Origin of the sequence: Pseudoalteromonas rubra, from assembly GCF_005887115.1 — a bacterium.
In the GTDB taxonomy this organism is placed as follows: Bacteria; Pseudomonadota; Gammaproteobacteria; order Enterobacterales; family Alteromonadaceae; genus Pseudoalteromonas; species Pseudoalteromonas rubra_F.
The window spans coordinates 16635-42587 of the sequence record NZ_PNCJ01000012.1; the positions used below are offsets into that span (position 1 = coordinate 16635).

Annotated in this window: 19 protein-coding genes; 8 read left to right on the plus strand and 11 right to left on the minus strand. The window is 45.8% G+C overall.

All coding sequences use genetic code 11. From position 1 onward, the window contains the following. Window positions 1–8 precede the first annotated feature (8 nt). Window positions 9–1685 (plus strand): DNA repair protein RecN, encoded by a 1677-nt coding sequence (recN, locus tag CWB98_RS07820; RefSeq protein ID WP_138544358.1) that lies wholly within the window; start codon window positions 9–11, stop codon window positions 1683–1685. Between the two features lie 411 nt (window positions 1686–2096). Here recN and CWB98_RS24240 read toward each other — a convergent pair whose 3' ends face one another. The 5 genes from CWB98_RS24240 to CWB98_RS07845 form a co-directional block, all read right to left on the minus strand. Next, window positions 2097–2456 carry a hypothetical protein gene (locus CWB98_RS24240; protein WP_212751128.1) on the minus strand — a complete coding sequence of 120 codons (360 nt, stop codon included), beginning with the start codon at window positions 2454–2456 and terminating at the stop codon, window positions 2097–2099. Window positions 2457–2688: 232 nt separating this feature from the next. Further along, window positions 2689–3084, minus strand: coding sequence for a hypothetical protein (locus CWB98_RS07830; protein ID WP_138544359.1), 396 nt, complete (start codon window positions 3082–3084; stop codon window positions 2689–2691). A 175-nt stretch (window positions 3085–3259) separates the two neighbouring features. Next, a complete protein-coding gene (locus tag CWB98_RS07835) occupies window positions 3260–4675 on the minus strand; it encodes an FAD-dependent oxidoreductase (protein ID WP_138544360.1) in 1416 nt (471 codons plus the stop codon). A gap of 8 nt (window positions 4676–4683) precedes the next feature. After that, complete coding sequence (gene gltB / locus CWB98_RS07840; protein ID WP_138544361.1) at window positions 4684–9144, minus strand: glutamate synthase large subunit; 4461 nt, start codon at window positions 9142–9144, stop codon at window positions 4684–4686. 526 nt (window positions 9145–9670) lie between these two features. Next, window positions 9671–10018 carry a Grx4 family monothiol glutaredoxin gene (locus tag CWB98_RS07845; protein WP_054014022.1) on the minus strand — a complete coding sequence of 116 codons (348 nt, stop codon included), beginning with the start codon at window positions 10016–10018 and terminating at the stop codon, window positions 9671–9673. A gap of 273 nt (window positions 10019–10291) precedes the next feature. Here CWB98_RS07845 and CWB98_RS07850 point away from each other — a divergent pair, with 273 nt between their 5' ends. The 4 genes from CWB98_RS07850 (at window position 10292) to CWB98_RS07865 (ending at window position 16091) form a co-directional block, all read left to right on the plus strand. Continuing rightward, a complete protein-coding gene (locus CWB98_RS07850) occupies window positions 10292–10873 on the plus strand; it encodes a Fe-Mn family superoxide dismutase (RefSeq protein WP_138544362.1) in 582 nt (193 codons plus the stop codon). 465 nt (window positions 10874–11338) lie between these two features. Then, entirely contained in the window at window positions 11339–13261 is a 1923-nt protein-coding gene (locus tag CWB98_RS07855) for a PrkA family serine protein kinase (protein WP_138544363.1), read from the plus strand. 23 nt (window positions 13262–13284) lie between these two features. Beyond that, a complete protein-coding gene (locus CWB98_RS07860) occupies window positions 13285–14565 on the plus strand; it encodes a YeaH/YhbH family protein (protein ID WP_138544364.1) in 1281 nt (426 codons plus the stop codon). Between the two features lie 14 nt (window positions 14566–14579). Continuing rightward, entirely contained in the window at window positions 14580–16091 is a 1512-nt protein-coding gene (locus CWB98_RS07865; protein ID WP_138544365.1) for a SpoVR family protein, read from the plus strand. Window positions 16092–16148: 57 nt separating this feature from the next. Here the strand turns inward: CWB98_RS07865 and CWB98_RS07870 are convergent, their stop codons facing one another. Then, window positions 16149–17120, minus strand: coding sequence for a sensor domain-containing diguanylate cyclase (locus CWB98_RS07870; protein WP_138544366.1), 972 nt, complete (start codon window positions 17118–17120; stop codon window positions 16149–16151). A gap of 4 nt (window positions 17121–17124) precedes the next feature. Next, window positions 17125–18129 (minus strand): response regulator, encoded by a 1005-nt coding sequence (locus CWB98_RS07875; RefSeq protein ID WP_138544367.1) that lies wholly within the window; start codon window positions 18127–18129, stop codon window positions 17125–17127. 203 nt (window positions 18130–18332) lie between these two features. Between CWB98_RS07875 and tpx the strand changes: the two genes are divergently transcribed. Further along, window positions 18333–18920: a thiol peroxidase gene (gene tpx, locus CWB98_RS07880; protein ID WP_138544368.1), complete on the plus strand. Its 588-nt coding sequence runs from the start codon at window positions 18333–18335 to the stop codon at window positions 18918–18920. An 80-nt stretch (window positions 18921–19000) separates the two neighbouring features. Here the strand turns inward: tpx and CWB98_RS07885 are convergent, their stop codons facing one another. Beyond that, complete coding sequence (locus CWB98_RS07885) at window positions 19001–19435, minus strand: GNAT family N-acetyltransferase (protein ID WP_138544369.1); 435 nt, start codon at window positions 19433–19435, stop codon at window positions 19001–19003. A 48-nt stretch (window positions 19436–19483) separates the two neighbouring features. Continuing rightward, window positions 19484–20227 carry a sporulation protein gene (locus CWB98_RS07890; protein WP_138544370.1) on the minus strand — a complete coding sequence of 248 codons (744 nt, stop codon included), beginning with the start codon at window positions 20225–20227 and terminating at the stop codon, window positions 19484–19486. Window positions 20228–20441: 214 nt separating this feature from the next. Here CWB98_RS07890 and CWB98_RS07895 point away from each other — a divergent pair, with 214 nt between their 5' ends. Beyond that, a complete protein-coding gene (locus CWB98_RS07895) occupies window positions 20442–22013 on the plus strand; it encodes a cation:proton antiporter family protein (protein ID WP_138544371.1) in 1572 nt (523 codons plus the stop codon). A 285-nt stretch (window positions 22014–22298) separates the two neighbouring features. Continuing rightward, a complete protein-coding gene (locus CWB98_RS07900; protein ID WP_138544372.1) occupies window positions 22299–22583 on the plus strand; it encodes a hypothetical protein in 285 nt (94 codons plus the stop codon). A gap of 57 nt (window positions 22584–22640) precedes the next feature. Here CWB98_RS07900 and CWB98_RS07905 read toward each other — a convergent pair whose 3' ends face one another. Next, window positions 22641–23618, minus strand: coding sequence for a sterol desaturase family protein (locus CWB98_RS07905; RefSeq protein WP_138544373.1), 978 nt, complete (start codon window positions 23616–23618; stop codon window positions 22641–22643). Between the two features lie 97 nt (window positions 23619–23715). After that, a complete protein-coding gene (locus CWB98_RS07910; protein ID WP_249364643.1) occupies window positions 23716–25944 on the minus strand; it encodes a TonB-dependent receptor family protein in 2229 nt (742 codons plus the stop codon). Between the last annotated feature and the right edge of the window lie 9 nt (window positions 25945–25953).

Below are 25953 nucleotides of genomic sequence, written 5' to 3' on the forward strand. Positions count from 1 at the left end.
TATACAGCATGCTTCTTAGTCTGCAAATCAAAAACTTTGCCATTGTTAACGAATTAACCATTGACTGGCGCTCAGGTATGACTGCCATCACCGGTGAAACCGGTGCTGGTAAATCCATTGCAATCGATGCCCTCTCTCTGTGCTTGGGTGAACGGGCAGACGTTGCCAGTATCCGCCCTGGTGCCGCAAAAGCAGAGATAACCGCTCAATTTGATATCAGGCAGCTCCCCAACGCTCAGCAGTTTTTGAACGATCTCATGTTAGATGATGAAGAACAAAACTGCATTTTACGCCGTGTTGTTATGCAAAATGGCCGCAGTAAAAGCTTCATTAATGGCAACTCTGTAACGGCTGCGCAATTAAAAGAACTCGGCCAGCGACTCATTGCCATTCATGGTCAGCATGCCCACCAGCTGTTACTTAAACCCGAACATCAGCTGGGTTTGCTGGATGCCTATGCGGGTCACGATACCCTGTTACACGCTGTACGTGCTCAGTATCAGCATTATCACACATTACAAAAAGAACACGCGGAGCTCATCAAACAACAACAGGCGCAGGCGGCCAAAAAGCAACTGCTCGAATATCAAGTTCAGGAACTGGATGAGTTTGCGCTGGAAGAAGGCGAGTATGAGCAGATTGAAACTGAGCATACCCGATTGAGTCATAGCCAGACGCTGGCTGAAAGTTGTCAGCGCGAACTGATGTGTCTGTCTGAGCAAGATGACCAGACTGTTTTAGGGCAGCTTCAGCACAGTGTACAAACTTTCATTGAGCTGAGCAATTATGACCCTAAACTGCAGGAAATCAGCCAACTGCTGGGGGAGGCTGCAGTGCAGCTCGAAGAAGGCTGCCGAGAACTGCGTGCCTATGGTGAAAACATCGAGCAAGACCCAGAGCGTCTGCAGGCTGTCGAAGACAGGCTGGCGCAAGCAATGACCTTATCACGTAAACACCAGATCAGCCCCGAGTTGCTGCATCAGCATCATCAACAGTTGCACGAAGAGCTGGCATCTATCTGCTCTAACAATGAGCGCATCGAAGATCTACAGCACGAAATAGCTGAAGCGCTTCATGCCTATCAAATATCAGCGGCACAACTGAGTGAAAGCCGTGCGCAGGCTGCACTGACTTTGAATGATTTAATCAGTGAGAGCATGCATGAGCTGTCGATGGAAAATGGCCAGTTTGCTATTGAGCTTAACCAGCATGAAGACAGACGCCCCAACGAGCTGGGCATGGATAAAATCGAGTTTCTGGTTTCGACCAACCCGGGTCAGCCTCTACAAGCCCTGGCGAAAGTCGCATCGGGTGGTGAACTGTCACGGATCAGCCTGGCTATTCAGGTGATTATCGCGAACAGAGTTACCACCCCTACTCTGATATTTGATGAAGTAGACGTTGGTATTTCAGGTCCCACAGCCTCTCAGGTGGGTAAACAGCTTCGCCAGCTTGGTAACTCAACCCAAGTGATCTGTGTAACTCACTTGCCTCAGGTTGCCTGCAGTGGCCATCATCAATTCTTTGTTTCCAAACGTGTAGAAGGCGGTGAAACTTTTACGTCTATGCTGCCATTGGTGCAGGAACAACGCGTTGACGAAATCGCTCGCCTACTTGGCGGTGACAAAGTCAGCAGCACCACACGAGCCAGCGCTAAGGAACTGCTTGAGGTGCAGGGGGCGTAGCACCAGACGGGGGGGTTCCTAGATACCTCTTTGTGCAAGAGTCTCCGCTCTTATTTAAAGTTGTAGATAACCTCAGTGGTAGCCCTAGCAAGATTGGTTGCTCATCCGCTCAGTACCGATATACAGGTACGGGCGGTCCTGCGGTTAAATGCATGCCCCACATTACGCCAGATGCTTGGTCCATAACCCAAAGTTTGCCGTTCTTAACGACGGCAGATTCAGCACTTTTATACTGCCTTTCCTTGCAATATTTCGTGTGCTCTGGGTAACGGAATTATTACACCTCACAGAGCAGCCTTTAATTCTTAACCCAACACCCGCGACTTTCGCTCTGCCCTTCTATCTGAGGTGTTCGCACCTTCATTAGCGCTTCGCAGCACAGTGTTATTCGTCAGCCGGCGAACTGCTTGCTCATTTGCTCAGATTATCCCAACCAGATAACCCTTTCACACAATAAACCACTGTTCCTGACACATTTGCAACACAAAACCCGTTATAGTTATCGACAGGCGGCACTTCAAATCCTGATATTCCATTAACTGTGATCTTGGTATTTTTTCCGTTAATAACTTTGGATACTTGTATACCATTCTCATATTCCCAGCCAACAGACTGATCATGGATGTTCCCACACATAAATGCTTCGCAAGTAATACCAATTTGCTTAATTAAGTGTTCTATTTTGAGGCGAGAAAATATGTTCGATAACCAGGCAAAGATTTTGCTATTTAGCTGTTCTAAATGAGAAATCTTTAACACAGTTAGCGTCATATTTGCTCCGTCAAATTGAACAGGTATTAGGTGAAATTGGTATACAGTGGTGTTTTTGACTCGGCTGAATAATAGAGCAGGACGTATCAATCACCGCACATGCCGCGTGCACTGTGATGGTAGAACACAGGCAGATAAGAACAAGTCCTGTCCTTGATGCAATTTTTAATTGGGTATTCATTCCATTAGTTTTTCCTAAGTAATTTCCATTATGACTGTCTGTCCATATAACCTACGTATATAGTGAGAGCAGTGAACCGTCTACCCATGCCCGTGTCGGCAGCTGACCGCTCTCAAGACAAATCGAGTTTCCTTCTGAAGCCGGGTACGCAAAATATACACACTCTTCATCGACATGCGTTGCCCAATCGTTCACAGCATACATGCCCACTAAATTATGCTGTGTATCTATTACGACTAAGCGCGTAGCCGCCCTCAGTCCGGCGTTAAAATAACGACGATAATTAAATATCTTGTCTCCATTATTCAGCGAACCGAGAAACTGAAACTCTGTGTGCTCATCAACAATAAGGAGATCGGACTTTAACGCGATATTTTTAAATACCTGATTAGCATCTGCAAAAACTGGCAAAGATGCCAAAGCAATTAGGACGACAATATAGTTCATAATTCCTTCAAGTATAACCAAACTTCATGCTTAGCCTGAGCCTACCCTACTGAGTGTTCTAATCCAAGTGATGAACAAATTGGTAGGTTCAAAAAGCAAAAAACCTGCTGTTAACCAAAATGATTAACGGCAGGCTTATTTTTAAAGTACACCATACTCTGGCAGATAAACGACTTTACACGCCTAAATAATCCATGATCCCTTCTGCTGCGTTACGGCCTTCGAAGATGGCGGTGACCACCAAATCCGAGCCGCGAACAGCATCACCGCCGGCGAAGATTTTTTCGTTGCTGGTTTGGTGTGTAAATGCGCCCTTTTCAGGCGCAACAATACCGCCCCATTCGTTTATAGCAACATCATAGGCTGCCAGCCAGTCAAGGTTGTGGGGTTTAAACCCGAACGCCATGATAACGGCGTCAGCTTCAATCAAGTGCTCAGACCCAGGCACCTCTTGTGCCCGTCTGCGACCATTTTCATCCGGATCACCCAGCTCAGTCCGCACCATGCGAACACCCGCAACCTGACCGTGTTGATCGAGTTCAATGCCTTTAGGCTGAACATTGAAGCTAAACTTCACGCCCTCCTCTTTGGCATTCTTAACCTCACGACGCGACCCAGGCATATTGGCTTCGTCCCGGCGATACGCGCAGGTCACAGACTGTGCGCCCTGACGCACAGAGGTGCGCACGCAGTCCATCGCAGTATCACCGCCGCCCAGCACCACCACACGTTTACCAGCCATATCTATGTACGCCTGTTTGCTTTCGTCATAACCCATAACTCGATTGGTGTTACCAATCAAAAAGGGAAGCGCATCATACACATGATCTGCATCTTCATTGTCCAGTCCGGCGCGCATATATTGGTATGTACCGACCCCAATAAATACCGCGTCATAGTGTGCGAGTAGCTCGTCCATACTGATATCTTTGCCAATCTCCGTATTAAGGCAAAACTCGACCCCCATTTCTGAAAAAATCTCACGACGTTTCTCCATCACCGATTTTTCCAGCTTGAATGAAGGGATGCCAAACGTCAGTAATCCCCCGATCTCCGGGTTGCGATCAAACACCACAGGTTTTACCCCATTACGCACTAATATATCCGCACAACCAAGCCCGGCAGGACCCGCGCCGATAATGGCCACCTTTTTGTCAGTCCAGGTGACATAAGACATGTCAGGTTTCCAGCCTTGTGCAAATGCGGTATCCGTGATGTACTTTTCAATGTTACCAATCGTCACGGCACCAAATTCGTCATTGAGTGTGCATGAGCCCTCACACAGCCTGTCCTGTGGGCAAACCCGGCCACACACTTCAGGCAGGCTATTGGTCCGATGCGACAATTCTGCCGCCTCGAGGATCCTGCCCGTACGGATCAACTTTAGCCACTGCGGAATATAGTTGTGCACCGGACACTTCCACTCGCAATAAGGATTACCGCAATCCAAGCAGCGATCAGCCTGAGAGCTGACCTGCTGCTTTGAAAACGGCTCATAAATTTCGACGAAAGAGCTCTTGCGTGTCGTGATAGGCTTCTTTCTCGGGTCGATGCGCTGTACATCGATAAATTGATAGACATTTTCGCTCATACTTCCCCCTATTGTGCCTGGACACGCAATTCAGCACTGCTACGTGCACGGTGCCCCAACAAGCTCTTTACATCACTTGATTTTGGTTTGATCAGCCTGAACATAGGCACATACAACTCAAAATTAGCCAGGATCTGCTCCGCTCTGCAAGAGGCTGTGTTCTCCAGGTGCTCAGCAATCAAGCCTCGTAAATGCTCCTGCATGGTTGCTAACCCTTCCAAAGAGAGCACTTCAACCAGCTCAGGGTTATAGCGCTTGTCGAAATCTCCCGCCTCGTCCAGTACATAGGCAAATCCCCCGGTCATCCCGGCGCCAAAGTTAACGCCTACCTGACCAAGTACACAGACAACGCCACCCGTCATATATTCACAGCCGTTATCACCTAACCCTTCGACAGTCGCTTGCACTCCTGAGTTACGTACGGCAAATCGCTCTCCGGCTCGCCCGGCAGCGAACAACTTGCCACCGGTTGCACCATACAAACAGGTGTTACCCGCAATAGTGGCCTGATGTGTCAGAAAACTAGAGCCTACAGGTGGCCGTATCACCAACTTGCCACCAGCCATGCCCTTACCCACATAGTCGTTAGCATCACCAACCAGTGTCATTTCAAGGCCACCTGCATTCCACACACCAAATGCCTGCCCTGCGGTGCCGTGTAGTTCGATCACCACAGGATCAGCAGCCATACCTTGGTTACCGTGACGAGAAGCTATATACCCAGACAACATTGCACCCACAGAGCGGTCAGTATTTTTAATACGACTCACCAAAGAGGTACCCGTTTTGTCGTCTATCGCTTGTTTCGCTTTCTCAAGCAAGCTCTCATTGAGTTGACCCTGATAGTGCGACGTGTTCGGCGCACTGCAATAGAGTGTTTCGCCCGACGGATTCGCCGGTTTTGCCAGCAAAGGTTGTAGATCAAGCTTTTGCTGTCTTGCGGTTGTTCCATCCAGCACCTCGAGTAAGTCCGTACGCCCGATTAAATCGGTCAACTTGTTTGTGCCCAAAGATGCCATAATTTCGCGCGCTTCCTGAGCAATAAAGCGGAAATAATTCATCGCCATTTCTGGCAGGCCATGATAGTGCTTCTGGCGCAGCGTCTCATCCTGAGTAGCGACGCCAGTCGCACAGTTATTCAGATGACAAATACGCAGATATTTACATCCCAGAGCAACCATAGGCCCTGTACCGAACCCAAAACTTTCGGCGCCCAGAATAGCCGCCTTGATAATATCAAGACCGGTCTTGAGACCACCATCAGTTTGCAATCGAATGCGGTGGCGCAGGCCATTTTCTACCAATGCCTGCTGTGTCTCAGCCAGGCCAAGCTCCCACGGGCTACCTGCATACTTGACCGACGTGAGCGGGCTCGCCCCCGTTCCACCATCGTAACCTGCGATCGTAATCAAGTCCGCATAGGCTTTCGCAACCCCCGTTGCAATGGTGCCTACACCAGGTTCAGACACCAGCTTGACGGAAATCATTGCCTTGGGGTTGACCTGCTTAAGATCAAAGATCAATTGCGCCAGATCCTCAATTGAATAGATATCGTGGTGCGGCGGTGGCGAAATCAAAGTAACACCAGGCACAGAATATCTCAGTTTGGCAATGTAAGGTGTCACCTTTTCACCCGGCAACTGACCACCTTCACCAGGCTTAGCCCCTTGCGCAACTTTTATCTGGATCACATCCGCACTTTGCAGATAATGGGGTGTTACGCCAAATCGGCCGGAGGCCACCTGCTTGATACGTGAATTTTTCTCTGTACCAAATCGTAACTTATCTTCGCCCCCTTCCCCGGAATTAGAGCAGCCTCCCAGGCGGTTCATTGCAATCGCCAGTGCTTCATGCGCTTCCGGCGATAAAGCACCAATACTCATCGCAGCAGAATCGAAACGTTTGTACAATTCAGTTGCAGGTTCTACCTCATCAATGTTAATGGCGGTACAATCCGTTTTAAGCGCCAGCAGGTCTCGCAAATTGGTCACAGGCCGATTGTTTACAAGATTGGCGTACTTTTGATAATCGTCGTAGTTTCCTGATCGCACGGCAACCTGCAACGACTGCACCACGTCCGGGTTATAGGCGTGGTACTCACCACCATGAACAAATTTAAGCAAACCACCGTGAGAGAGCAACTTACGCTTACTATATGCCAGCTTGTGCAACTGTGAACCATCCGCTTCGAACTCTGCAAAACCAGCCCCCTGAATACGACTGCTGACGCCATTGAAGCACAGCTCCACAATTTCATCAGACAACCCCACCGCTTCAAATAACATCGAACAGCGATAAGAGGCAATGGTGCTGATCCCCATCTTGGACATGATCTTGTACAAGCCTTTATTAATCGCATTGCGATACGCCAACGTTACTTCGCGATAAGTTTTTTCAATCACTTTGCTGTCACACAGCGCAACCAAAGTCTCGTAAGCCAGATAAGGGTATATCGCTGTTGCGCCGAATCCGAGTAGTACCGCAAATTGATGCGGATCACGTGCACTGCCCGTTTCAACAATAATGTTAGAGTCACAGCGCAGGTTAGTATTCACCAACCTATGTTGCACAGCCCCAACGGCCATTGCCGCAGGTATGGGCATAGTATCCTGAGTGATATCGCGATCACTTAGCAACAACATCACGCATCCGGATGCAGCTTTGTTCTGGGCTTCATCACAAACACGTTCAATGGCGCCTTTCAGGCTTTCTATCTGTGGATTGTAGTTCAGAGATATGCGACACACACTGTAATGATCATCATCTGCCGCCAACAGCTGTTGAATATCAGAGAAGGTCAGGACAGGTGAATCAAATTGCAGACGCTTGGCATGGCCTGTTGTCTCGTTAAATACATTTTGCTCACGACCAATACAGGTTGCAAGTGACATCACGTGATTCTCACGTAACGGATCGATTGGCGGGTTAGTTACCTGAGCAAATTTTTGTCTGAAATAGTCATATAGCGAGCGTACTCCCTCGGAGAGCACTGCAAAAGGTGTGTCGTCTCCCATAGAGCCAGTGGCTTCCTGACCATTTTGGCCCATCACACGGATCACCTGATCGACCTCTTCGTTGCTGTAGGCGAACAACTTTTGATAAACGAGCAGTGTCTCGTCATTAAAATCACGCTTACCCGCGTCCGCTTCATTAAGCGCTTCAAATGGCGTTAGTCGCTTGACATTTTGCTCTAGCCAGGTCTTGTAAGGATGCCTGGCTTTCAGATCTTCATCAATTTCGTCAGACTGCCAGATCTTGCCATGCAGTGTATCCACCACCAGCAACTCACCCGGGCCAACACGCCCTTTCTCAACCACTTCATCGGGCTCGTAATCCCATATCCCTACTTCAGAAGCCAAAGTGATGAACCCATCCTGCGTAATGACATAGCGCGCAGGACGAAGACCATTTCTATCGAGATTGCAGGCCGCAAAGCGGCCATCAGACATAACGATGCCAGCGGGACCATCCCAGGGTTCCATGTGCATCGAGTTAAAATCGTAAAATGCTCTGAGTTCGTCATCCATCGCTCGGTTTTTCTGCCAGGCGGGCGGAACCAGCATACGCATAGCGCGAAAGATATCCATGCCACCGGCGAGAAACAACTCCAGCATATTATCCAGACTGGATGAGTCTGAACCACTTTCGTTTACAAATGGCGCTGCACTTTGTAAGTCAGGCAACAGAGGCGAGGCAAACTTATATGCACGCGCTTTGGCCCACTGTCGGTTTCCTGTAATCGTGTTTATCTCGCCATTGTGCGCCAGGTAACGAAATGGCTGGGCTAATGGCCAACGTGGTTGCGTATTGGTCGAAAAGCGCTGGTGAAACACACAAATTGCACTGGTCATTCGGATATCAGCCAGATCAAGATAAAAGTTAGGCAGATCCGCTGGCATCATCAGACCTTTATAGATGGTTACCAGACCCGACAGACTCGCGATATAAAAGTCTGGATCTGACTCCAGCTGCTTCTCAATACGCCGACGTGCAATATAAAGTCGACGTTCAAGGTCTTTTGGACGCCATCCCTCCGGTGCAGACACGAACACCTGTTCAAACAGGGGCAGCTGTTCCGTTGCAATAGGGCCAAGCATGCCAGGGTCAGTGGGGACAGTGCGCCAGCCCACCAATGTCAGTGTTTCTTTTTCTAGTTCGTTGTTGATGATGTCACGGGCTTGTTTGGCAAGCGATGGGTCTTGACTAAGGAACACCATACCAACCGCATAATTTTTACCCAGATGCCAATCATTTTCAGCCGCTACAGCTCTGAAAAAGCTGTCTGGCTTTTGTAATAATAAGCCACACCCATCCCCAGTCTTGCCGTCCGCAGCAATGCCCCCGCGGTGCTGCATTCTGTCCAGACCGGTAATTGCCGTGCGGATCAACTTATGGCTGGCCTGACCTTGTGTGTGTGCGATCAAACCAAAACCACAGTTTTCTTTTTCTAATGCCGAGTCATATAACATGGACTCCTCCCCTTGCTACAACTGCCAGCCGGTAATTTCAGACGAATTACTGGCAGATAATCAAAGCTAGCCCTGATTAGTATTCGAGTCAATACAATAAAGAATAGTTATTCACATACATGAATATTTCTCATAAAAAAGGTACTTAAATAATGCCCTTGAGTTTTACAAATATTTCAACACCCGTAGAAAAACACAAAATGACACCGGTATCAAACCAAAAAATCGATAAAAAAAACACACCAAAGGGGAAGTTTACGTTAACGTAACACCCAACATAACATTGAATAAATATTCATTATTTCGAGTGTGAATTTGGCAACCCCTTAATCTATGCAGGGTTGATGCTTGACGCATGCGTAAACTTAGTGTTGCAAAAGCTAAAATAGGCCGTGAAATTAACAACAAGACCTCAATGATTAGAAAAGGTGTTCGCAGGGAGGGGTTGGTAAAAATAGAAAACAATGACACATAAAAAAGGGCATGCAACTCACGCTGACATGCCCTGATACGACTTAAAACAGAATTACTCTGCTGTTTCCGCGTCGTCTTCTTTGTATTTTGCAGCCGTTTCTGCAATCAGAGGTTGCAACTCACCTTTTTGAAACATTTCAATGATGATGTCACAGCCGCCAATCAACTCACCTTCAACCCAAAGCTGCGGAAATGTTGGCCAGTTGGCATAATGAGGCAGCTCAGCACGGATGTCTGGGTTCAGCAGAATATCGACGTAAGCAAATTGCTCGCCACACGCCATCAGCGCTTGAGATGCCTGCGAAGAAAAACCGCAGTTAGGTAATTTGGGCGATCCTTTCATATAAAGGATGATAGGATTCTCTGCGATTTGCTGTTTAATCTTTTCAATGGTTTCCATTATTTACCTCAAAATGACGATAGCATAGCTCAGCATATCATCCACTTTGCCCGTCAACCTCTTTCTTCTGTCAGTTAGCCCGTACAAAATGAATGCAATCTAAGCCATTCATTCTACAAGTCTTGGCTATTGCCATTGCTGTTTGCCAAAACTTGAGTAAAATACTCAGGAATTATAGTATCACTATATGCCGTCAAATCGTATAGAAATGTAAGCTAAGATAGAGATTGCTTCTATTTGCTTTGGCAATTTAACAACGAAATGGAGATTAACATGGCTTTTGAACTACCGTCACTTCCTTATGCTATCAACGCGCTTGAGCCGCATATTTCTCAGGAAACTCTTGAGTTCCACCACGGTAAACACCACAACACGTACGTTGTAAAACTGAACGGCCTTATCCAGGGCACAGACCTTGAGAACAAATCTTTAGAAGAAATCGTGTGCAACTCTGAAGGCGGCGTATTCAATAACGCAGCACAGATCTGGAACCACACTTTCTACTGGCATAGCCTGGCACCAAATGGTGGTGGCGAGCCAACTGGTAAAGTAGCAGACCTGATCAACGCGAAATGGGGCTCATTCGCTGCATTCCAGGAAGCATTCAATGACAAAGCAGTTAACAACTTCGGCTCTAGCTGGACTTGGTTAGTACAGCTTGCCGACGGTACTTTAGATATCGTTAACACATCTAATGCGGCAACACCACTGACAGAAGAAGGCGTAACGCCAATCATTACTGTCGACCTGTGGGAACACGCTTACTACATCGATTACCGCAATGTACGTCCAGACTACCTGAAAGGCTTCTGGGCACTGGTTAACTGGGATTTTGCAAACGGCAACCTTGCTTAATTTCCAACTATGTAAAAAGGCGCTTTCAGAGTGCCTTTTTTGTGCTTTGAGGTCTTTCTCTCCTTCCTGAGGCATTTGTTCTTACCGCTTTTTTTGCCTCTTTACAGCTAAAAATCCGTATACAAATACCAACTCTGTCAGTGCCTGACTGTCATGCCCTTTGCAACTTTGGCCGCGAACGCGCATTGTCCTCAGCTTCAAACCAAATCCTAAGTAAAAACTGCATTCACAGTGCACAATTTAGCTCGTAATGAGAGGTTTTTTTCTCCTAATTTGAGCATTTGTTTGAAAAACTCGATTAAATGTACTGTAAAGCTCAATTGATGAAAAAATTTCACACCAGCACAGAGCGTTTAGTGAACATTAAATTACTGGAATTTTTGGGCAAATTTTAAATATCCCTACTAAGCTTTAAGTAGCCTTGCATTAAGAGACCGCATCATCAACAGGTTATTGGAGTTCATTATGAGTATATTTGAGCATTACCAGTCCAGATACGAAGCGTCCCAAGAAGAAGAGTTCACCATAGCGGAATATTTGGAAATATGTAAAGAAGACAAAGCAGCATACGCAAGCGCACCAGAACGTTTGCTGATGGCAATTGGTGAACCAGAAATGGTGGATACTTCAACGGATGCTCGGCTTAGTCGCCTGTTTTCGAACCGAGTTATTGCTCGCTACCCTGCATTTCACGAGTTTTATGGCATGGAAGACGCCATCGAACAGATCGTATCTTACCTCAAGCATGCTGCGCAGGGCCTTGAAGAATACAAGCAAGTACTGTATTTGCTTGGTCCTGTCGGGGGTGGTAAGTCATCTATTGCAGAGAAACTCAAATATTTAATGCAGCAGGTACCTATTTACGCAATCAAGGGCTCTCCTGTAAACGACCACCCTCTTAGCCTGTTTAACCCGCTTGAAGACGGTGAGTTACTAGACAAAGAGTACGGGATAAACAGCCGTTACTTACGCACTGTGATGTCTCCCTGGGCGACCAAACGATTACATGAATACAACGGCGATATTTCTAAATTCCGGGTCGTAAAACGCTATCCTTCTATTTTGGATCAAACCGCTATCGCCAAAACGGAACCTGGCGATGAAAACAACCAGGATATTTCAGCTTTGGTTGGTAAAGTTGATATTCGTAAACTAGAACATTATGCCCAGAATGATCCGGACGCCTATTCTTATTCAGGAGCATTGTGTCTGGCCAACCAAGGGTTGATGGAATTCGTGGAAATGTTTAAAGCGCCGATTAAAGTTCTGCACCCTTTGCTTACCGCTACACAGGAAGGCAACTATAATGGCACTGAAGGCATTTCCGCCCTGCCCTTTAACGGTATCATTCTTGCTCACTCCAATGAGTCAGAATGGCAATCGTTCAAGAACAACAAAAACAATGAAGCATTTTTGGATCGGGTTTTCATTGTTAAAGTGCCCTATTGCCTGCGGGTTTCTGAAGAAGTTAAAATCTACAAGAAACTTATTGAAAACAGTGAGCTAAGAACTGCACCTTGCGCACCTGGTACGCTCGAAACACTCGCGAAATTTTCTACGTTGTCGCGTATCAATGAGCCTGAAAACTCCAGTATATACTCAAAAATGCGCGTTTATGATGGTGAAAGTCTCAAAGACACAGATCCAAAGGCTAAGTCCTACCAGGAATATAGAGATTATGCTGGCGTTGACGAAGGGATGACTGGCCTCTCTACCCGTTTTGCCTTCAAGATATTATCTCGGGTCTTCAACTTTGACCATGCTGAAGTTGCAGCGAACCCAGTGCATCTATTCTATGTACTGGAACAGCAAATCGAGCGTGAACAGTTCAGCGCAGAAATTCAGGAACGTTACTTAAGTCACCTGAAAGGCTATTTGATCCCGCAATATGTTGAGTTTATTGGCAAGGAGCTACAAACCGCGTATCTCGAATCTTATTCTGAGTACGGGCAAAATATTTTTGACCGCTATGTCACTTATGCCGACTTTTGGATTCAGGATCAAGAGTACCGGGATCCTGATACAGGGCAGCTATTCGACAGAGCAGCCCTCAACGCAGAACTTGAGAAAATAGAGAAGCCGGCTGGCATCTCAAACCCTAAGGATTTTCGTAATGAAATTGTTAACTTTGTGTTGAGAGCACGAGCTCATCATAACGGCGCAAATCCTGTCTGGACCAGTTATGAAAAACTCAGAACAGTAATAGAGAAGAAAATGTTCTCGAATACAGAAGAGTTGCTACCGGTCATTTCTTTCAATGCAAAAACCTCTGCCGAAGATCAGAAAAAACACGAAGACTTTGTCAATCGAATGATGGAAAAAGGCTATACCCAGAAACAAGTCCGCTTACTATCTGAGTGGTATTTACGGGTTAGAAAATCTCAATAACATTAGCGGTTGGAGGGTGTTCTATGGCACATTTCATCGATCGTCGACTGAATGGCAAGAACAAAAGTACGCTGAACCGTCAGCGCTTTATCAGACGTTATAAAAAGCAGATCAAAGAAGCGGTTTCGGATGCCATTAACAAAAGAAGCGTCACTGATGTCTCTAGTGGAGAAAGTATTTCTATACCGCAAAGGGATATCAGTGAACCCATTTTTCATCAAGGGAAAGGGGGAAATAGAGAGCACATTCACCCTGGCAATGATCAATTCACGACGGGAGACAAAATTCAGCGCCCCCCCTCTGGTCAGGGTGGCGGTGCTGGAGAAGGTAACGCAAGTGACCAAGGTGAGGGTCAAGATGACTTTGTGTTTTCTATTTCAAAGGATGAATATCTGGATCTCTTATTCGAGGACTTGGAGCTGCCTAACCTGCAAAAAAGTCAGCTCGATAAATTAGTGCAAATGAAAACACACAGGGCCGGGTTTTGTAACGATGGCATGCCAAGTAACTTGGATATCGTAAGATCGTTGAAAGGCTCAGTGGCCAGACGAATCGCAATGACTGCCAGTAAAAGAAAGCAGCTTAAAGAGTTAGAAGAGCGATTGGCCGCTTTGCTACAAGAACCTGTACCTAAGCAAACGCAAATTCAACAGCTTGAACAAGAAATATCAGAACTAAAACGTAAGATAGATGCAGTGCCGTTCATTGATAACTATGACCTGCGATTCAGAAATTATGAAAAGCGACCACACCCGACAAGCAAAGCTGTTATGTTTTGCCTGATGGATGTATCTGGGTCCATGGACCAGGCGACCAAAGATATGGCGAAGCGCTTTTATATTCTACTCTATCAGTTCTTAACACGTACGTATAAAGATATCGAAGTTGTCTACATCAGGCACCACACGCAAGCGAAAGAAGTCGATGAACAAGAGTTTTTCTATTCTCAAGAGACAGGGGGCACTATCGTCTCAAGTGCGTTGAAACTGATGGATGAAATCATCGCAGACAGATATGCACAGGGAGATTGGAACATCTACGCCGCACAGGCATCTGATGGTGACAACTGGGCAGATGATTCTCCACACTGTACTGACCTACTGACGAACAAGCTATTAAAAGTGGTGCGTTATTATGCCTATATCGAAATCACCACACGCGCCCATCAAAGCCTTTGGCGTGAGTATCAGGGCATTGCGGATACATTTGACAACTTTGCTATGCAACACATTCGTTCTGTCGAAGATATATATCCGATATTCAGAGAGTTGTTCAAGAAAAACCGACAACAAAACGCAGCCTAACAGGGGGAGTGCCTATGACATATAACCCGCTAAATGATGGCCCGGACTGGACGTTCGACTTGCTTGAAGAATATCAGGCTGAGATTGCTCGAGTAGCGGCCCACTACAGACTGGATACCTATCCGAATCAGATTGAGGTGATCACCGCGGAACAGATGATGGATGCCTACTCGAGCGTAGGCATGCCTATTGGTTATGCACACTGGTCTTACGGTAAGAAATTCATCCAGACGGAGCAAACTTACAAACGGGGTCAAATGGGCCTCGCTTATGAAATTGTGATCAACTCAGACCCATGTATCGCATACCTGATGGAAGAAAATACCATGCCAATGCAGGCACTGGTCATGGCACATGCCTGCTACGGCCATAATTCATTTTTCAAAGGGAATTATCTTTTCAGAGCATGGACGGATGCATCGTCTATTATTGACTATCTGGTCTTTGCAAAGAACTATGTCGCCAAGTGCGAGCAAAAATATGGCATAGATGAGGTTGAAAATCTGCTCGACTCCTGCCATGCACTAATGAACTATGGGGTAGATCGTTATAAACGGCCACAACAAATCTCTATGTATGAGGAACAGAAACGTCAAAAAGAACGAGAGGACTATCTACAGTCTCAGGTCAATGAACTCTGGCGAACTATTCCCAAGGGTAAACAGCAGGATGAACGAGAAGATGTTAAGTTTCCATCCGAGCCTCAGGAAAATATCTTGTACTTTATTGAAAAGAACGCTCCATTGCTCGAATCCTGGCAACGAGAGATTATTCGAATAGTACGCAAGGTATCTCAATACTTTTATCCGCAGAGACAAACTCAGGTGATGAATGAGGGCTGGGCAACGTTCTGGCATTATACGATATTGAACCACCTATATGACGAAGGTAAGTTGAGCGACGCTTTTATGTTAGAGTTTCTACAAAGTCACACCAATGTCGTATATCAACCTCCTTACAACAGTAAGTTTTACTCTGGTATAAACCCGTATGCACTGGGTTTTAATATGATGGTAGATATTCGCAGGATCTGTGAAAACCCAACTGACGAAGACAAGTACTGGTTTCCGGAGTTTGCTGGTAAGAATTGGCTCGACACCCTTCATTTTGCCATGGAAAATTTCAAAGATGAAAGCTTTGTCAGCCAGTTTCTGTCACCCAAGATAATGAGGGATTTTAAGTTATTTACTATCATAGACCAGGAGAAATCACCTCACCTGGAGGTGGGTGCAATTCACGATGAGTCAGGTTATCAAAAGGTCAGAAATAGTTTGTCCGCGCATTATAATCTGAGTAATCACGAGCCCAATATTCAGGTATACAATGTGGATATACGAGGCGATCGCTCACTCACATTGAGGTACGTTCCACATAACAAGGTGCCTCTAGCTGATTCGAAAAAAGAAGTGCTTAAGCATCTTTACCGACTTTGGGGATTTCCAGTTAAACTTGAAGAGCAACAGGACGACGGCACTGTGAACATTCTGGGGCAGTGTCCTCAGGAAAATAAAGAAGACTCACTTTAGCAAAAAGCCCTTATAACAAGGGCTTTTTAGCATCTGTAAGTGATGTATCAGTTAAGACTAATGTGCCATAGACGGATCATACACAGTGACTATGTTCCGACCATTTTCTTTAGAGTGATAAAGCGCGGTGTCAGCGGCTTCAATCCACTGTTCATATTTTTCAAAATTGTCATCGCAGCAAGCAATACCCAGACTTACAGTCAGCTTAATCTCTTTATCGTCGTAATAGATTACTGAGTTTTCAATCAGACTACGTAGCCTTTCGGCAAACACCTTTGCGCCTTCAGCATCGGTATCAACCAAAGTTACAGCAAATTCTTCGCCACCATAACGCCCCGCTACGTCGGTTTCACGTAGTGTCTTTTGTAATAGATCAGAGATGTGGCGAATAGCCTCATCACCGCCGCTATGACCATAGGCATCATTGATACGCTTAAAGAAATCAATATCAAACATTAACAAACTGCTACTTCCGTGGCTTCGCTGTAAACGTTTAAACTCGGTTCTTAGACTTTGCTCCCAATAGCCACGATTAGCAAGCTTAGTGAGGCTATCTGTGCGGCTCATTTTTTCCAGCGTTTTGTTAACCCGCTCGAGCTCAAGCTTGTTCATTGCCTCATCGGTCACATCGTAAATAATCACACAAATATGTGCCACTTCACCTGTGACTGTCGTCAGTGGGATAAAGGTCGCATTCTGATACATGTAATCGGCTTTCCCTGTAATAGGCCGATAATTTTTAAAGCGGAAAATATATGGCTGCTGTTCCCAAATCGTAAATGATCGATTTTTGAGTACAAATACAGGTTCAGATTTGCTCTTAAACCAGGCCTCGTCAATACTAGGAAACAAATCAAAGACATCTTTGTCTTTTACCGCGCTAGGTAGCAGACCCGAGTGGTTTTCCATAAACCCATTCCAAACACACACTCGATAGTTCCTGTCCAAAACGACCAGGCCGACATCAACTGTGTTAAACATATCCATCAACCAATGGATCTCATTCATGTCAAAATCAGATGCAGGCATAATTCTAATCTTCTAACAGGTACTCAACTTTATATTTGAGCGTTTTAAGTGAGTCTTCAGTAAACAACAACATTAAATCGCAATTAATATTGTGGTCTTCAATTCCGTAACTTATTTCAATCGCTAACGTACGTTGCCAGCGGTCTTTGTTCGCTTTGACGAGCTCAGAAACTTCACAATGCTGCCCAAGCACAACCGGGTGTCCTTGGCTAAATGGCATATCTAATTGCTTTGATAAGCCCGTTAGGATGGCGCCGATTAGAATATTGCTAATATCCATCAGCAGCTCAAGCTCTACTTTTTGATTGAGCTCGCCCGTATAGCTCATCAGCGACGCAATTTCTTTAAAGCTGGAGTCATTGAGTAAAAGCAAAGCTTCTCCCGATACCCCGCCTCCGATAAAGCCCTGACATACACCCGACGTCGTTGCGCTCGCGTCAATCGCTTGCAACGCCATGTGCAGCTCATTAACCTCTAGCACGTTTACATTTGGGATAGGTAATTCTACGAATACGTTAAGTAGTCGAGCAAGCAAATCACCTGCCTGCCCCATTGCGACATTCGTGATCTCTTGATATATGTCTCGGATTTCAGGTTCAAGTTGCTCACCGAGTTTATGCACCAGATTGGCACGAATGGCTTTGTCTTTGATCCCATGATGCGTGATAATTTCTTCTAATTTTGCAGCATCACATGGCTTGCGTATAAAATCAATTGCACCTAATTCCATGACTCTTTGGTGCGCATTTGGCTGGATATCTCCAGAGACGACAACTGTCAAAACATTCAATCCTTGTTCGTTTATTGCTTGTAATACCTCATACCCATCCATGTGAGGCATATTTAAATCTAAAAAGAGAATCTCGGGTGATATCGCTTTTATTTTCTCAATGCAGTCCAAGCCATGTTCTGCAAATTCCACTTTAATATCCCAGTCATCTGGCAATGATCTCGCCAGTTGCCGGCGAGCCAATTTTGAATCATCGCATATCAGGACAGGTGTTGACATAAAAGCTCTCTTCGCATTTTTAGCTAACAGGTTGTGTTAAGCCAAAAATTTTCTATTTATAGTTATGACATAGCAGCATTTTAGGACTTACATGGTAATCAAAGCTTAACCGATTTACAATCCAATTTACTGCAAAGGTTGGTTATATAATTCCAGTATAATACACTGACGGGAATTGCGAAAAATTAAAAAGGGAATACGTTATGCGAATCATATCCTTGCTTACAGCATCACTGTTGACGTTGACTAACCCAGCCTATGCCAGTGAGCTACAAGAAAACCAGGTTGACGCAGGAAAAGTCAGTGCACAGGGGAAGCCTGTCACTCTATTAGGTCAGGGCATTAAAGTGGGCGATTCGGCCCCCGATTTTAAAGTGGTTGATGGCAGCTTCGTGCCAGTGACATTAGCCAATTACGTCGGTAAACCCGTTTTGATCAGCGTCGTGCCTAGCCTGGATACCGGGATCTGCTCTTTGCAGACCAAGTATTTTAACGAAAAAGTGGCAAAAGAGTTCTCGGATGTCGCGATGCTTACCATTAGCGCGGACCTGCCCTTCGCTCAAAAACGCTTCTGTAAAACAGAAAACATTGATCAGATTGATACATTATCAGATTCAGTTTGGCGCGATTTTGGAGCCAAATATGGTCTCTACATCAAGGATATGGGACTGCTGAGTCGAGCGGTGCTGGTGCTGGACAAAAATCATAAGGTCGTATACAAGCAACTTGTTAGCAATCTGGCCAGTGAACCTGATTATCAGGGCGCCATTGAGGCGTTGAAGCAACTTTAGTTCCCAAAGAAGTAATCGACTTTGACGGTGCACAGATGTAAGTACAGGGTTACCGCCACATCTATGCGCCGTTTCATATCCTAAGATAGTACCATATCTATGTGTTCAATACCGTCTTCCAGATAAGCCTCACTGCATACTTCAAACCCTAGAGACTGATAAAATTGAATCAAATAGGTCTGTGCCGAGATATGTATGGGTTGCAAGCCATAATGTGTACGGCAGACTTCTATTGCTCTACTCATCAAGGACTGGGCTATCCCTTTACCACGACAGGCTTGTGAAACAAGAACACGACCAATCGCACTGACGCCCAACGCAGATTTATAGCACCTCGCATAAGCCTGTAACTCGCCTTCCTCGATTAAAAAAACATGTAAGGTATCTGACTTTTTATCTGTCTCATCAATTTCCTGGTAAGCACAGGCTTGCTCTACAACAAACACCGCAATACGCGTCTGAAAAATACTAAACAGCTCGTCGTGGGAAAGTTCGTAAAAGGTTTTAACTTGCATGGATTTATCACTTGAAAAGAAACGCCTCTGACGAGGCGTAATAATGGTTTAGGCGAATAGCCTTTCCAATTGGTCACATAACTGAGATAAGTTCACCTGGTCATGCTCAATAGTCAGGTCAACATAGCCATCACCTCGAAACGCCCTGTCCAGCTCAATCAGCACATGCGTGCGATGTGCTTCGGGGACAAATGACAGTTCTACTTCCTGAAGGCCAAACAAAGAGGTGTTAGCCGGGCGATATTCTATCTCCTGATAACACCCCGATACAGACTGAAAGTTAGATGCCTTCAGGTATCCTCGTTCAACATCCGCCTTCACCATTCTAAAACCAAGTTTATCCATGGCCATAAGACAGTTTTTAACGGCTTCATTGGGATAGATATGTAACAAATCTTTGTCACTAGGATCCATGGCCAAATCAATGTCTAGCCCTGTTTCCAGCCAAACATAGCTATGATTATATGGCGCATTAATTTCAGTAATCGGGGTTTCAGAATGCAAGCGAGCCTCAAATGGGATCACTTTTTTCTCGCCCGGCGCAATTGTGAACTTGCTGCCAACACGCCACTTTTCGATTACCTGATTTGCATAGTACTCACCACTGTCGCCTTCAACCTTGACCTTTGTCATCAACGCCAGCTCCAGACCACTCACTTCTTGCTCTACATCACCACCCAACACAACTATTTGCGCTTGGAATTTTTGACCTGGATGCAAATGTTCTGTTTCTAAAATTGTATCTACTTTCGCGGCACCAATACCTACGGATGCCAAGAGCTTTTTAAACATCTTATCTCCTCTCGAGGATGTCCCCTTATCCGCATCTTAACCACATTTTTTCTGGTTTGTCAGCGAAAATTTATAGCAATCAGATAAATAGTTGACCGCCATTGCCTAAACGCTCCCTTTGAGGCCTATATTAGTTAATCAATGTACTAATTTTTCATTTATAAATCAGTTTGTTTTGTTACACTGCTAACACCTTCGACTTGACTGAATCACTATGGAATTACTGTACTTCGCCGTTGCCTTTGCCTGTGGCTTTTCCGTCTATCAACTCAAACTCCCACCATTAATTGGCTTTTTGTTGGCGGGCTTTGTCCTCAACTTGTTGGGGCACAGCAGTACCGACTTACTCACCCAGCTGGCCGACTTAGGTGTGACTCTACTGTTGTTCAGTATTGGCTTAAAACTAAAAGTATCCAACCTGATTAAGCCCCAAGTTTGGGCGCCAGCTAGCCTGCATCTAGTCACCAGTATTGCTTTTTTCGCCTCCTTATTATTGATGTTAGGCGCATTTGGTTTACCCTTATTTGTCGACTTGTCATGGCAAAGTGCCTGTCTGGTTGGCTTTGCTTTTAGCTTTTCCAGCACTGTGTTCGCAGTTAAAGTGCTAGAAGAAAGAGGAGAGATGGCCAGTTTGCACGGTAAAATCTCTATTGGGATCCTGGTTATGCAGGATATCTTTGCAGTGATCTTCCTTGCTATCAGCACAGGCAAGTCGCCTAATATATGGGCACTTGCTCTGCTTGTTGGCTTACCGCTATTGCGGCCACTGTTGTTCTGGGTACTTAACCGCTCAAAACATGGTGAACTTTTGCCATTGTTCGGTTTTTTCTTTGCCTTGGTACTGGGCTACCACGGATTCGAGCTGGCTGGCCTGAAAGGTGATTTAGGTGCCCTGATCATCGGTATGTTGTTTGCGCCACACAAAAAAGCAGGGGAACTGTCTAAAGCACTACTGAATGTCAAAGATATATTGTTGGTTGGCTTTTTCCTTAACATCGGCCTGAATGCCAATATTTCTCTCGAAGCTGTGCTGATTGCCGTGCTACTTGCAATCGTGCTGCCTGTCAAAGTCTTCATTTACTACCTCTACACCAACATGTTCAGACTGCGCGCCCGAACCTCACTGCTTAGTGCATTTACCTTGTCCAACTACAGCGAGTTTGGCCTGATTGTCTGTGCGGTAGCCGCCAGCAGTGGCATGATCACCGCCGACTGGCTTGCTGTAGTCGCATTGGCTGTGTCAGTCACCTTTGTACTGGCCACCCCATTGAATAAAAAAGCCAATGAAATATACGTTAAGCTTGAACCGCTGCTCGTTAAGTTTGAGAGTGATAAACGGCTTGAAGAAGAGCTGCCGGTTAACCTGACCGACACACGGATCGTGATATTTGGTATGGGCCGAATTGGAACCGGTGCCTATGAGACCATTCACGCTTCCCACCCTGGCGCTGTCGCAGGTGTCGATATCAAACCTGAGGTAGTTGAAAAACACATCAGCCTAGAGCGTCGGGTACTGCTCGCGGATGCAACTGACCCTGATTTCTGGCAAAGGGTAAACCATTCCAATGTCGACATGGTCATGCTGGCAATGCCCAAGCATATGCAGAATATTTACGCCCTGGAACAGCTCAAGGCATCTGGGTTCTCAGGTCAGGTTACCGCCATTGCAAACTATCCGGATCAACAAAAAGAGCTGGAAGATTTGGGCGTCCATTCTACTTATAACTTCTATTTAGAAGCTGGTAGCGGCTTTGCTGAACACGTTAAAGAAAAATTATTTTCATAGTCTGCAAAATAATTCTCAGTATCAATAGGGGTACTGAGAATTATTTCTAATTCCGCATCATACACTTACATCTAGACGTCTAAATATCAGGCACATAATCGTGGCATCTTTGTAACTATACGATTTACAAAGCTTTACATCATCGTTGGTAATTGCCCCTCAATTCGAAGTAAACTGGCTTCAGTAGGTTAGTTGCACTAATCTATTTTCTCAATTTAAATCTGATACTTATACCCCTCAATCAGGAACATTGAGTGGGCACTCTAATTATTCGAGAGGGCAAGCATGTTAAAAAATAAATCAGCTTCTTACTTTCCTGCAGCGGTGGATGATGCAAATGCAGGCCCGCTCGCAAAATTGCAAGCGCAACTGGATGCTATTCAAGATTCGGGAATGACAGCGTTGACAATTAGGGACATCCTTTTTCAAAAAATGCTCGATATGCATTCTGTCCCCAAAAAGCACTTTTTACGTGACCAGGATACGCCTGACAGACTTGATGACCCGGCTATCATTGAGCAATTGAACGCGCTGGGTTTCTATCGCACCTCACAAGGTCAGGTGCACTAAGATACAGTTTTATGGGAGCCTACTCTCCCTCATAGGCTGGCAATGCCCGTCGCCAGCCTATTTCTCTCTCCTTATAACAGCACTTATCCGCTTAGGTAATAAGCAGCCAGCTGCCTCTTTGAGTGGTTTAAAGTAAATGGCAACTAAACTGTCATGTCCAGCATCATAACGACCCACCCCTATTTCTATTTTCTCAACTTGCGACGCGCGGATCAAAGAGCCTCCTAGCCTGTCCCATATTGCTAATGCAGAGCCCAGATTGGTATCAAAGTGGGCAGGATCAGCGCTGTGGTGAATTTGGTGTTGTGCTGGGCTGATAAACCAGTTTTCAACCTTATCTCCCCAGCTAAACCAGATATGCGAATGACGTAAATTTGAGCCAAAAATATTAAATAAGAAAACGAAGGCATTAGCCCCGAGAATATCGAACATGCTCAATGCCGTCCCAAACAGGAAATATCCTAGCCCCACCACCACGCCTTGAGTCAGTGCCATGCGACAAGCGTATAAGTAGCTTTCTACTGGGTGTGAGCGATAGATTGTAAACGGCGTCAGCACTTTGGCAGAGTGGTGTACTTTGTGAAACTCCCACAAAAATGGAATCTTATGAAGCGCAAGGTGTAACAGATACCGCGTCAAGTCATCAACCAGAAACAGCATCAGCGTAAACAAAAAAATCACCACTGAGTCATCCCAGGCCAAATGTAGGGGGGCGCCAAACAACCATTCGAGGCCATCTGAAATTGCGATAGCAACCGGCACCATAGTCAATACTATGGGAGCAAAGGTGAGCGCTTTGATTAGTTTGTTGGCAACAAACAAGCCGTAATCCAGTTTTGCACTGTCAGATAGCCAAACGTCACGCGGGAACAAAAATCCCAAAAAACCTTTAAGTGAGCGTGGGCCATTCAACTTGCTGTATACCAGACCCGCCATAGCAATAGCACTGAGAAGGTACAGCCAATAGATTCGTTTATTCGCATCCAATAAATAACCGGGCAAAGAAGATAGGCTTTGCCAGAGCGTTTCTATCATAAAGTGGACTGACTCCTTTAAAAAAGGCCACTAATTAGCGGCCCTGTAAGTATACAGATGCGCAGCTGATCGCGCATCTGTGATTGGTTTACACATTTTAGAATGCGTATTTATAACCCAGTGTAAACTGGCGAGGCTTACCAGGTCGTGCTCCATAAGGACGACGACTCACGATCTTCGTCTCGTCCAGCAAGTTATCAACTTTAGCATACACCTGACCGTACTTGCCTAACTCATAGACCGCTGACAGGTCAACAGTTGTAATCGCTGACACTTCTTTACCCTCAAGCACCAGATCATAGCTACCATTGGGCGCATTAGGATCTGTGCTGCTATCCCAACTACGACCCGCAGCTTCAGACATTGAACCGACGTACTTCACCGCCAACGAGACACGCCAGTCAGGGGCTGAAACGCCTATGTTAAAGCTGGCCTGATGCTCGGGTAAATACGGAAGTTCATCGCCGCTTTTTACATGGCCCCATTGCGCGAAGTTAGTGTACCTGTCATTTTTAAACTCCCCTTTGGTATAGGTATAAACAAAGCCATAAGGGATATCAATTTGCAGATTCAGCGGATAACGCTGGCTAAACTGAGCTTCCAATCCATAGACATGCGCCTCGCCGCCATTGAACTCTTTGCCTACTTCAAGCGCGCCACAGTTAGATTGACCGCAACTTTCTTTCAGGTTACTGTAATCATTGAAGAAACTGACTACTTCCAGCTGAGTCACGCCATCGTTAAAGCGACCACCAAATTCATAGTTAGTACTTTTCTCAATTTCGATATCAACCGACTGCTGTGGTGAAGCAGGCGAGAACCCCTGATGTACACCAAACAGAATGCCAGAATCTTCAGACAGCTGGTAGAAGCCACTCAAACCAGGCAACCAGATACGTGTCGTTTTATTCTGCCAGTCATCTGCATCCACCGTATTCTGATAAGCCATGTCCATCAGTTCACCACGAATACCTAAACCAAGCGTCAGCGCGTCAATAGTCACCTTATCCTCGACATAAACAGACCAGGCTTTGGTATTTTCGGTGTTTTGATCGGTATAAACTTTGTCCAGCCCCAGATTAAATGCACTTCCCTCTTTCATGCCGTACGTTTCGGTGAAGTGTTTACGCTCAATCTCATCTTCATGAAAGCGTACACCGAACGATAACGTATTTTCGTAGCCAGCGAGGTTAAATTTGGCAGAACCATCAATCTGGATACCCTGCGAGAAATACTCACGGTCATTGGTACCCATAGTCAAAAAGTTAGGCCGCCCACTAAAGGGAATTGAGTCTTCTGTACCACTAAGAACCTGATACAGACGCTGATACTTTTCATCTTCCGGATTTGCCAGTATCTCTGGCAAAGTCGCGTCAGTATTCGTCAGGCCGTTTAGCTTCAGCCAGGCACGTTCATAGTCATTGCGGTACACGCGCGAAGTCAGGCTGATATCCTGATACTTCAGATGATGTGAAAACATCACCTGGCTGTGTTTGGTGTCCATATTATCAGGCTGAGATGCTGCATAACGACGATAAGGGGTGGCGTCAAAATCCGCATCCGTCAGACCAAGATAGGTTTCGTTCGACAACTCATCCGCATAACTGAGTTTCAACCCAAACGTATGCTCAAACTCACCTTGCTGCATCTTATAGTTGAACTTAGCCAGTAAATCATTTTTCTCGAATCCTGTGTCTGCACCGCCATCCAGGTCTTTAAAACCGTCCGCTTGCAGATTAACACCTTCGAGCAGGAAGCCAACATTATTGACTACTGAGCCAAAATACGCATGCGCTTTGGTGTAACCATCACTGCCCGTTGCCAAGTCAATGGCCCCTTCCGAAAACTCTGGCACGGCACGAGTCACCAAGTTTAGTGCACCAGCAACAGTCTGAGGACCATGTTTAATGGCTGCTGGGCCTTTGAAGACTTCAACGGCCGTCATACGGGTTGTGACGGGAAAATAATAGGCCGCTGGAGCCGAATATGGTGCCGGGCCAATCAACACCCCATCTTCCATAATGGTGATTTTTTTGCTTCGCTCAGGTGTTACACCCCGAAAGCCGATATTTGGGCGCAGACCATAGCCATCTTCCTCACGGATATTCACACCCGGTACCGAAGACAAGATACGATGAATGTCATCATATTCAAATTCTGCTAACTGCTCTTCACTTAACAAAGTTGCCGAGCCGGCTTCGGTACGCAGCTTATCGTAATGACTCAGGATCTGAATGTGCTCCATGTCGTCATTTTTTGTATCATCATTTGCCAGTGCCTGAGGTACAGCCAGCGCCACAGCTATGGCCAACACAGATCTTTTCATCATGGGTCC

Coding starts and splice junctions, on each gene's coding strand:
- CWB98_RS07875 (WP_138544367.1), bottom strand. CDS start 18,129: ATGTCAACACCTGTCCTGATATGCGATGATTCAAAATTGGCTCGCCGG.
- CWB98_RS07895 (WP_138544371.1), top strand. CDS start 20,442: ATGGAATTACTGTACTTCGCCGTTGCCTTTGCCTGTGGCTTTTCCGTC.
- recN (WP_138544358.1), top strand. CDS start 9: ATGCTTCTTAGTCTGCAAATCAAAAACTTTGCCATTGTTAACGAATTA.
- CWB98_RS07865 (WP_138544365.1), top strand. CDS start 14,580: ATGACATATAACCCGCTAAATGATGGCCCGGACTGGACGTTCGACTTG.
- CWB98_RS07860 (WP_138544364.1), top strand. CDS start 13,285: ATGGCACATTTCATCGATCGTCGACTGAATGGCAAGAACAAAAGTACG.
- tpx (WP_138544368.1), top strand. CDS start 18,333: ATGCGAATCATATCCTTGCTTACAGCATCACTGTTGACGTTGACTAAC.
- gltB (WP_138544361.1), bottom strand. CDS start 9,144: ATGTTATATGACTCGGCATTAGAAAAAGAAAACTGTGGTTTTGGTTTG.
- CWB98_RS07855 (WP_138544363.1), top strand. CDS start 11,339: ATGAGTATATTTGAGCATTACCAGTCCAGATACGAAGCGTCCCAAGAA.
- CWB98_RS07885 (WP_138544369.1), bottom strand. CDS start 19,435: ATGCAAGTTAAAACCTTTTACGAACTTTCCCACGACGAGCTGTTTAGT.
- CWB98_RS07870 (WP_138544366.1), bottom strand. CDS start 17,120: ATGCCTGCATCTGATTTTGACATGAATGAGATCCATTGGTTGATGGAT.
- CWB98_RS07900 (WP_138544372.1), top strand. CDS start 22,299: ATGTTAAAAAATAAATCAGCTTCTTACTTTCCTGCAGCGGTGGATGAT.
- CWB98_RS07830 (WP_138544359.1), bottom strand. CDS start 3,084: ATGAACTATATTGTCGTCCTAATTGCTTTGGCATCTTTGCCAGTTTTT.
- CWB98_RS07850 (WP_138544362.1), top strand. CDS start 10,292: ATGGCTTTTGAACTACCGTCACTTCCTTATGCTATCAACGCGCTTGAG.
- CWB98_RS07845 (WP_054014022.1), bottom strand. CDS start 10,018: ATGGAAACCATTGAAAAGATTAAACAGCAAATCGCAGAGAATCCTATC.
- CWB98_RS07835 (WP_138544360.1), bottom strand. CDS start 4,675: ATGAGCGAAAATGTCTATCAATTTATCGATGTACAGCGCATCGACCCG.
- CWB98_RS07905 (WP_138544373.1), bottom strand. CDS start 23,618: ATGATAGAAACGCTCTGGCAAAGCCTATCTTCTTTGCCCGGTTATTTA.
- CWB98_RS07890 (WP_138544370.1), bottom strand. CDS start 20,227: ATGTTTAAAAAGCTCTTGGCATCCGTAGGTATTGGTGCCGCGAAAGTA.
- CWB98_RS07910 (WP_249364643.1), bottom strand. CDS start 25,944: ATGAAAAGATCTGTGTTGGCCATAGCTGTGGCGCTGGCTGTACCTCAG.
- CWB98_RS24240 (WP_212751128.1), bottom strand. CDS start 2,456: ATGACGCTAACTGTGTTAAAGATTTCTCATTTAGAACAGCTAAATAGC.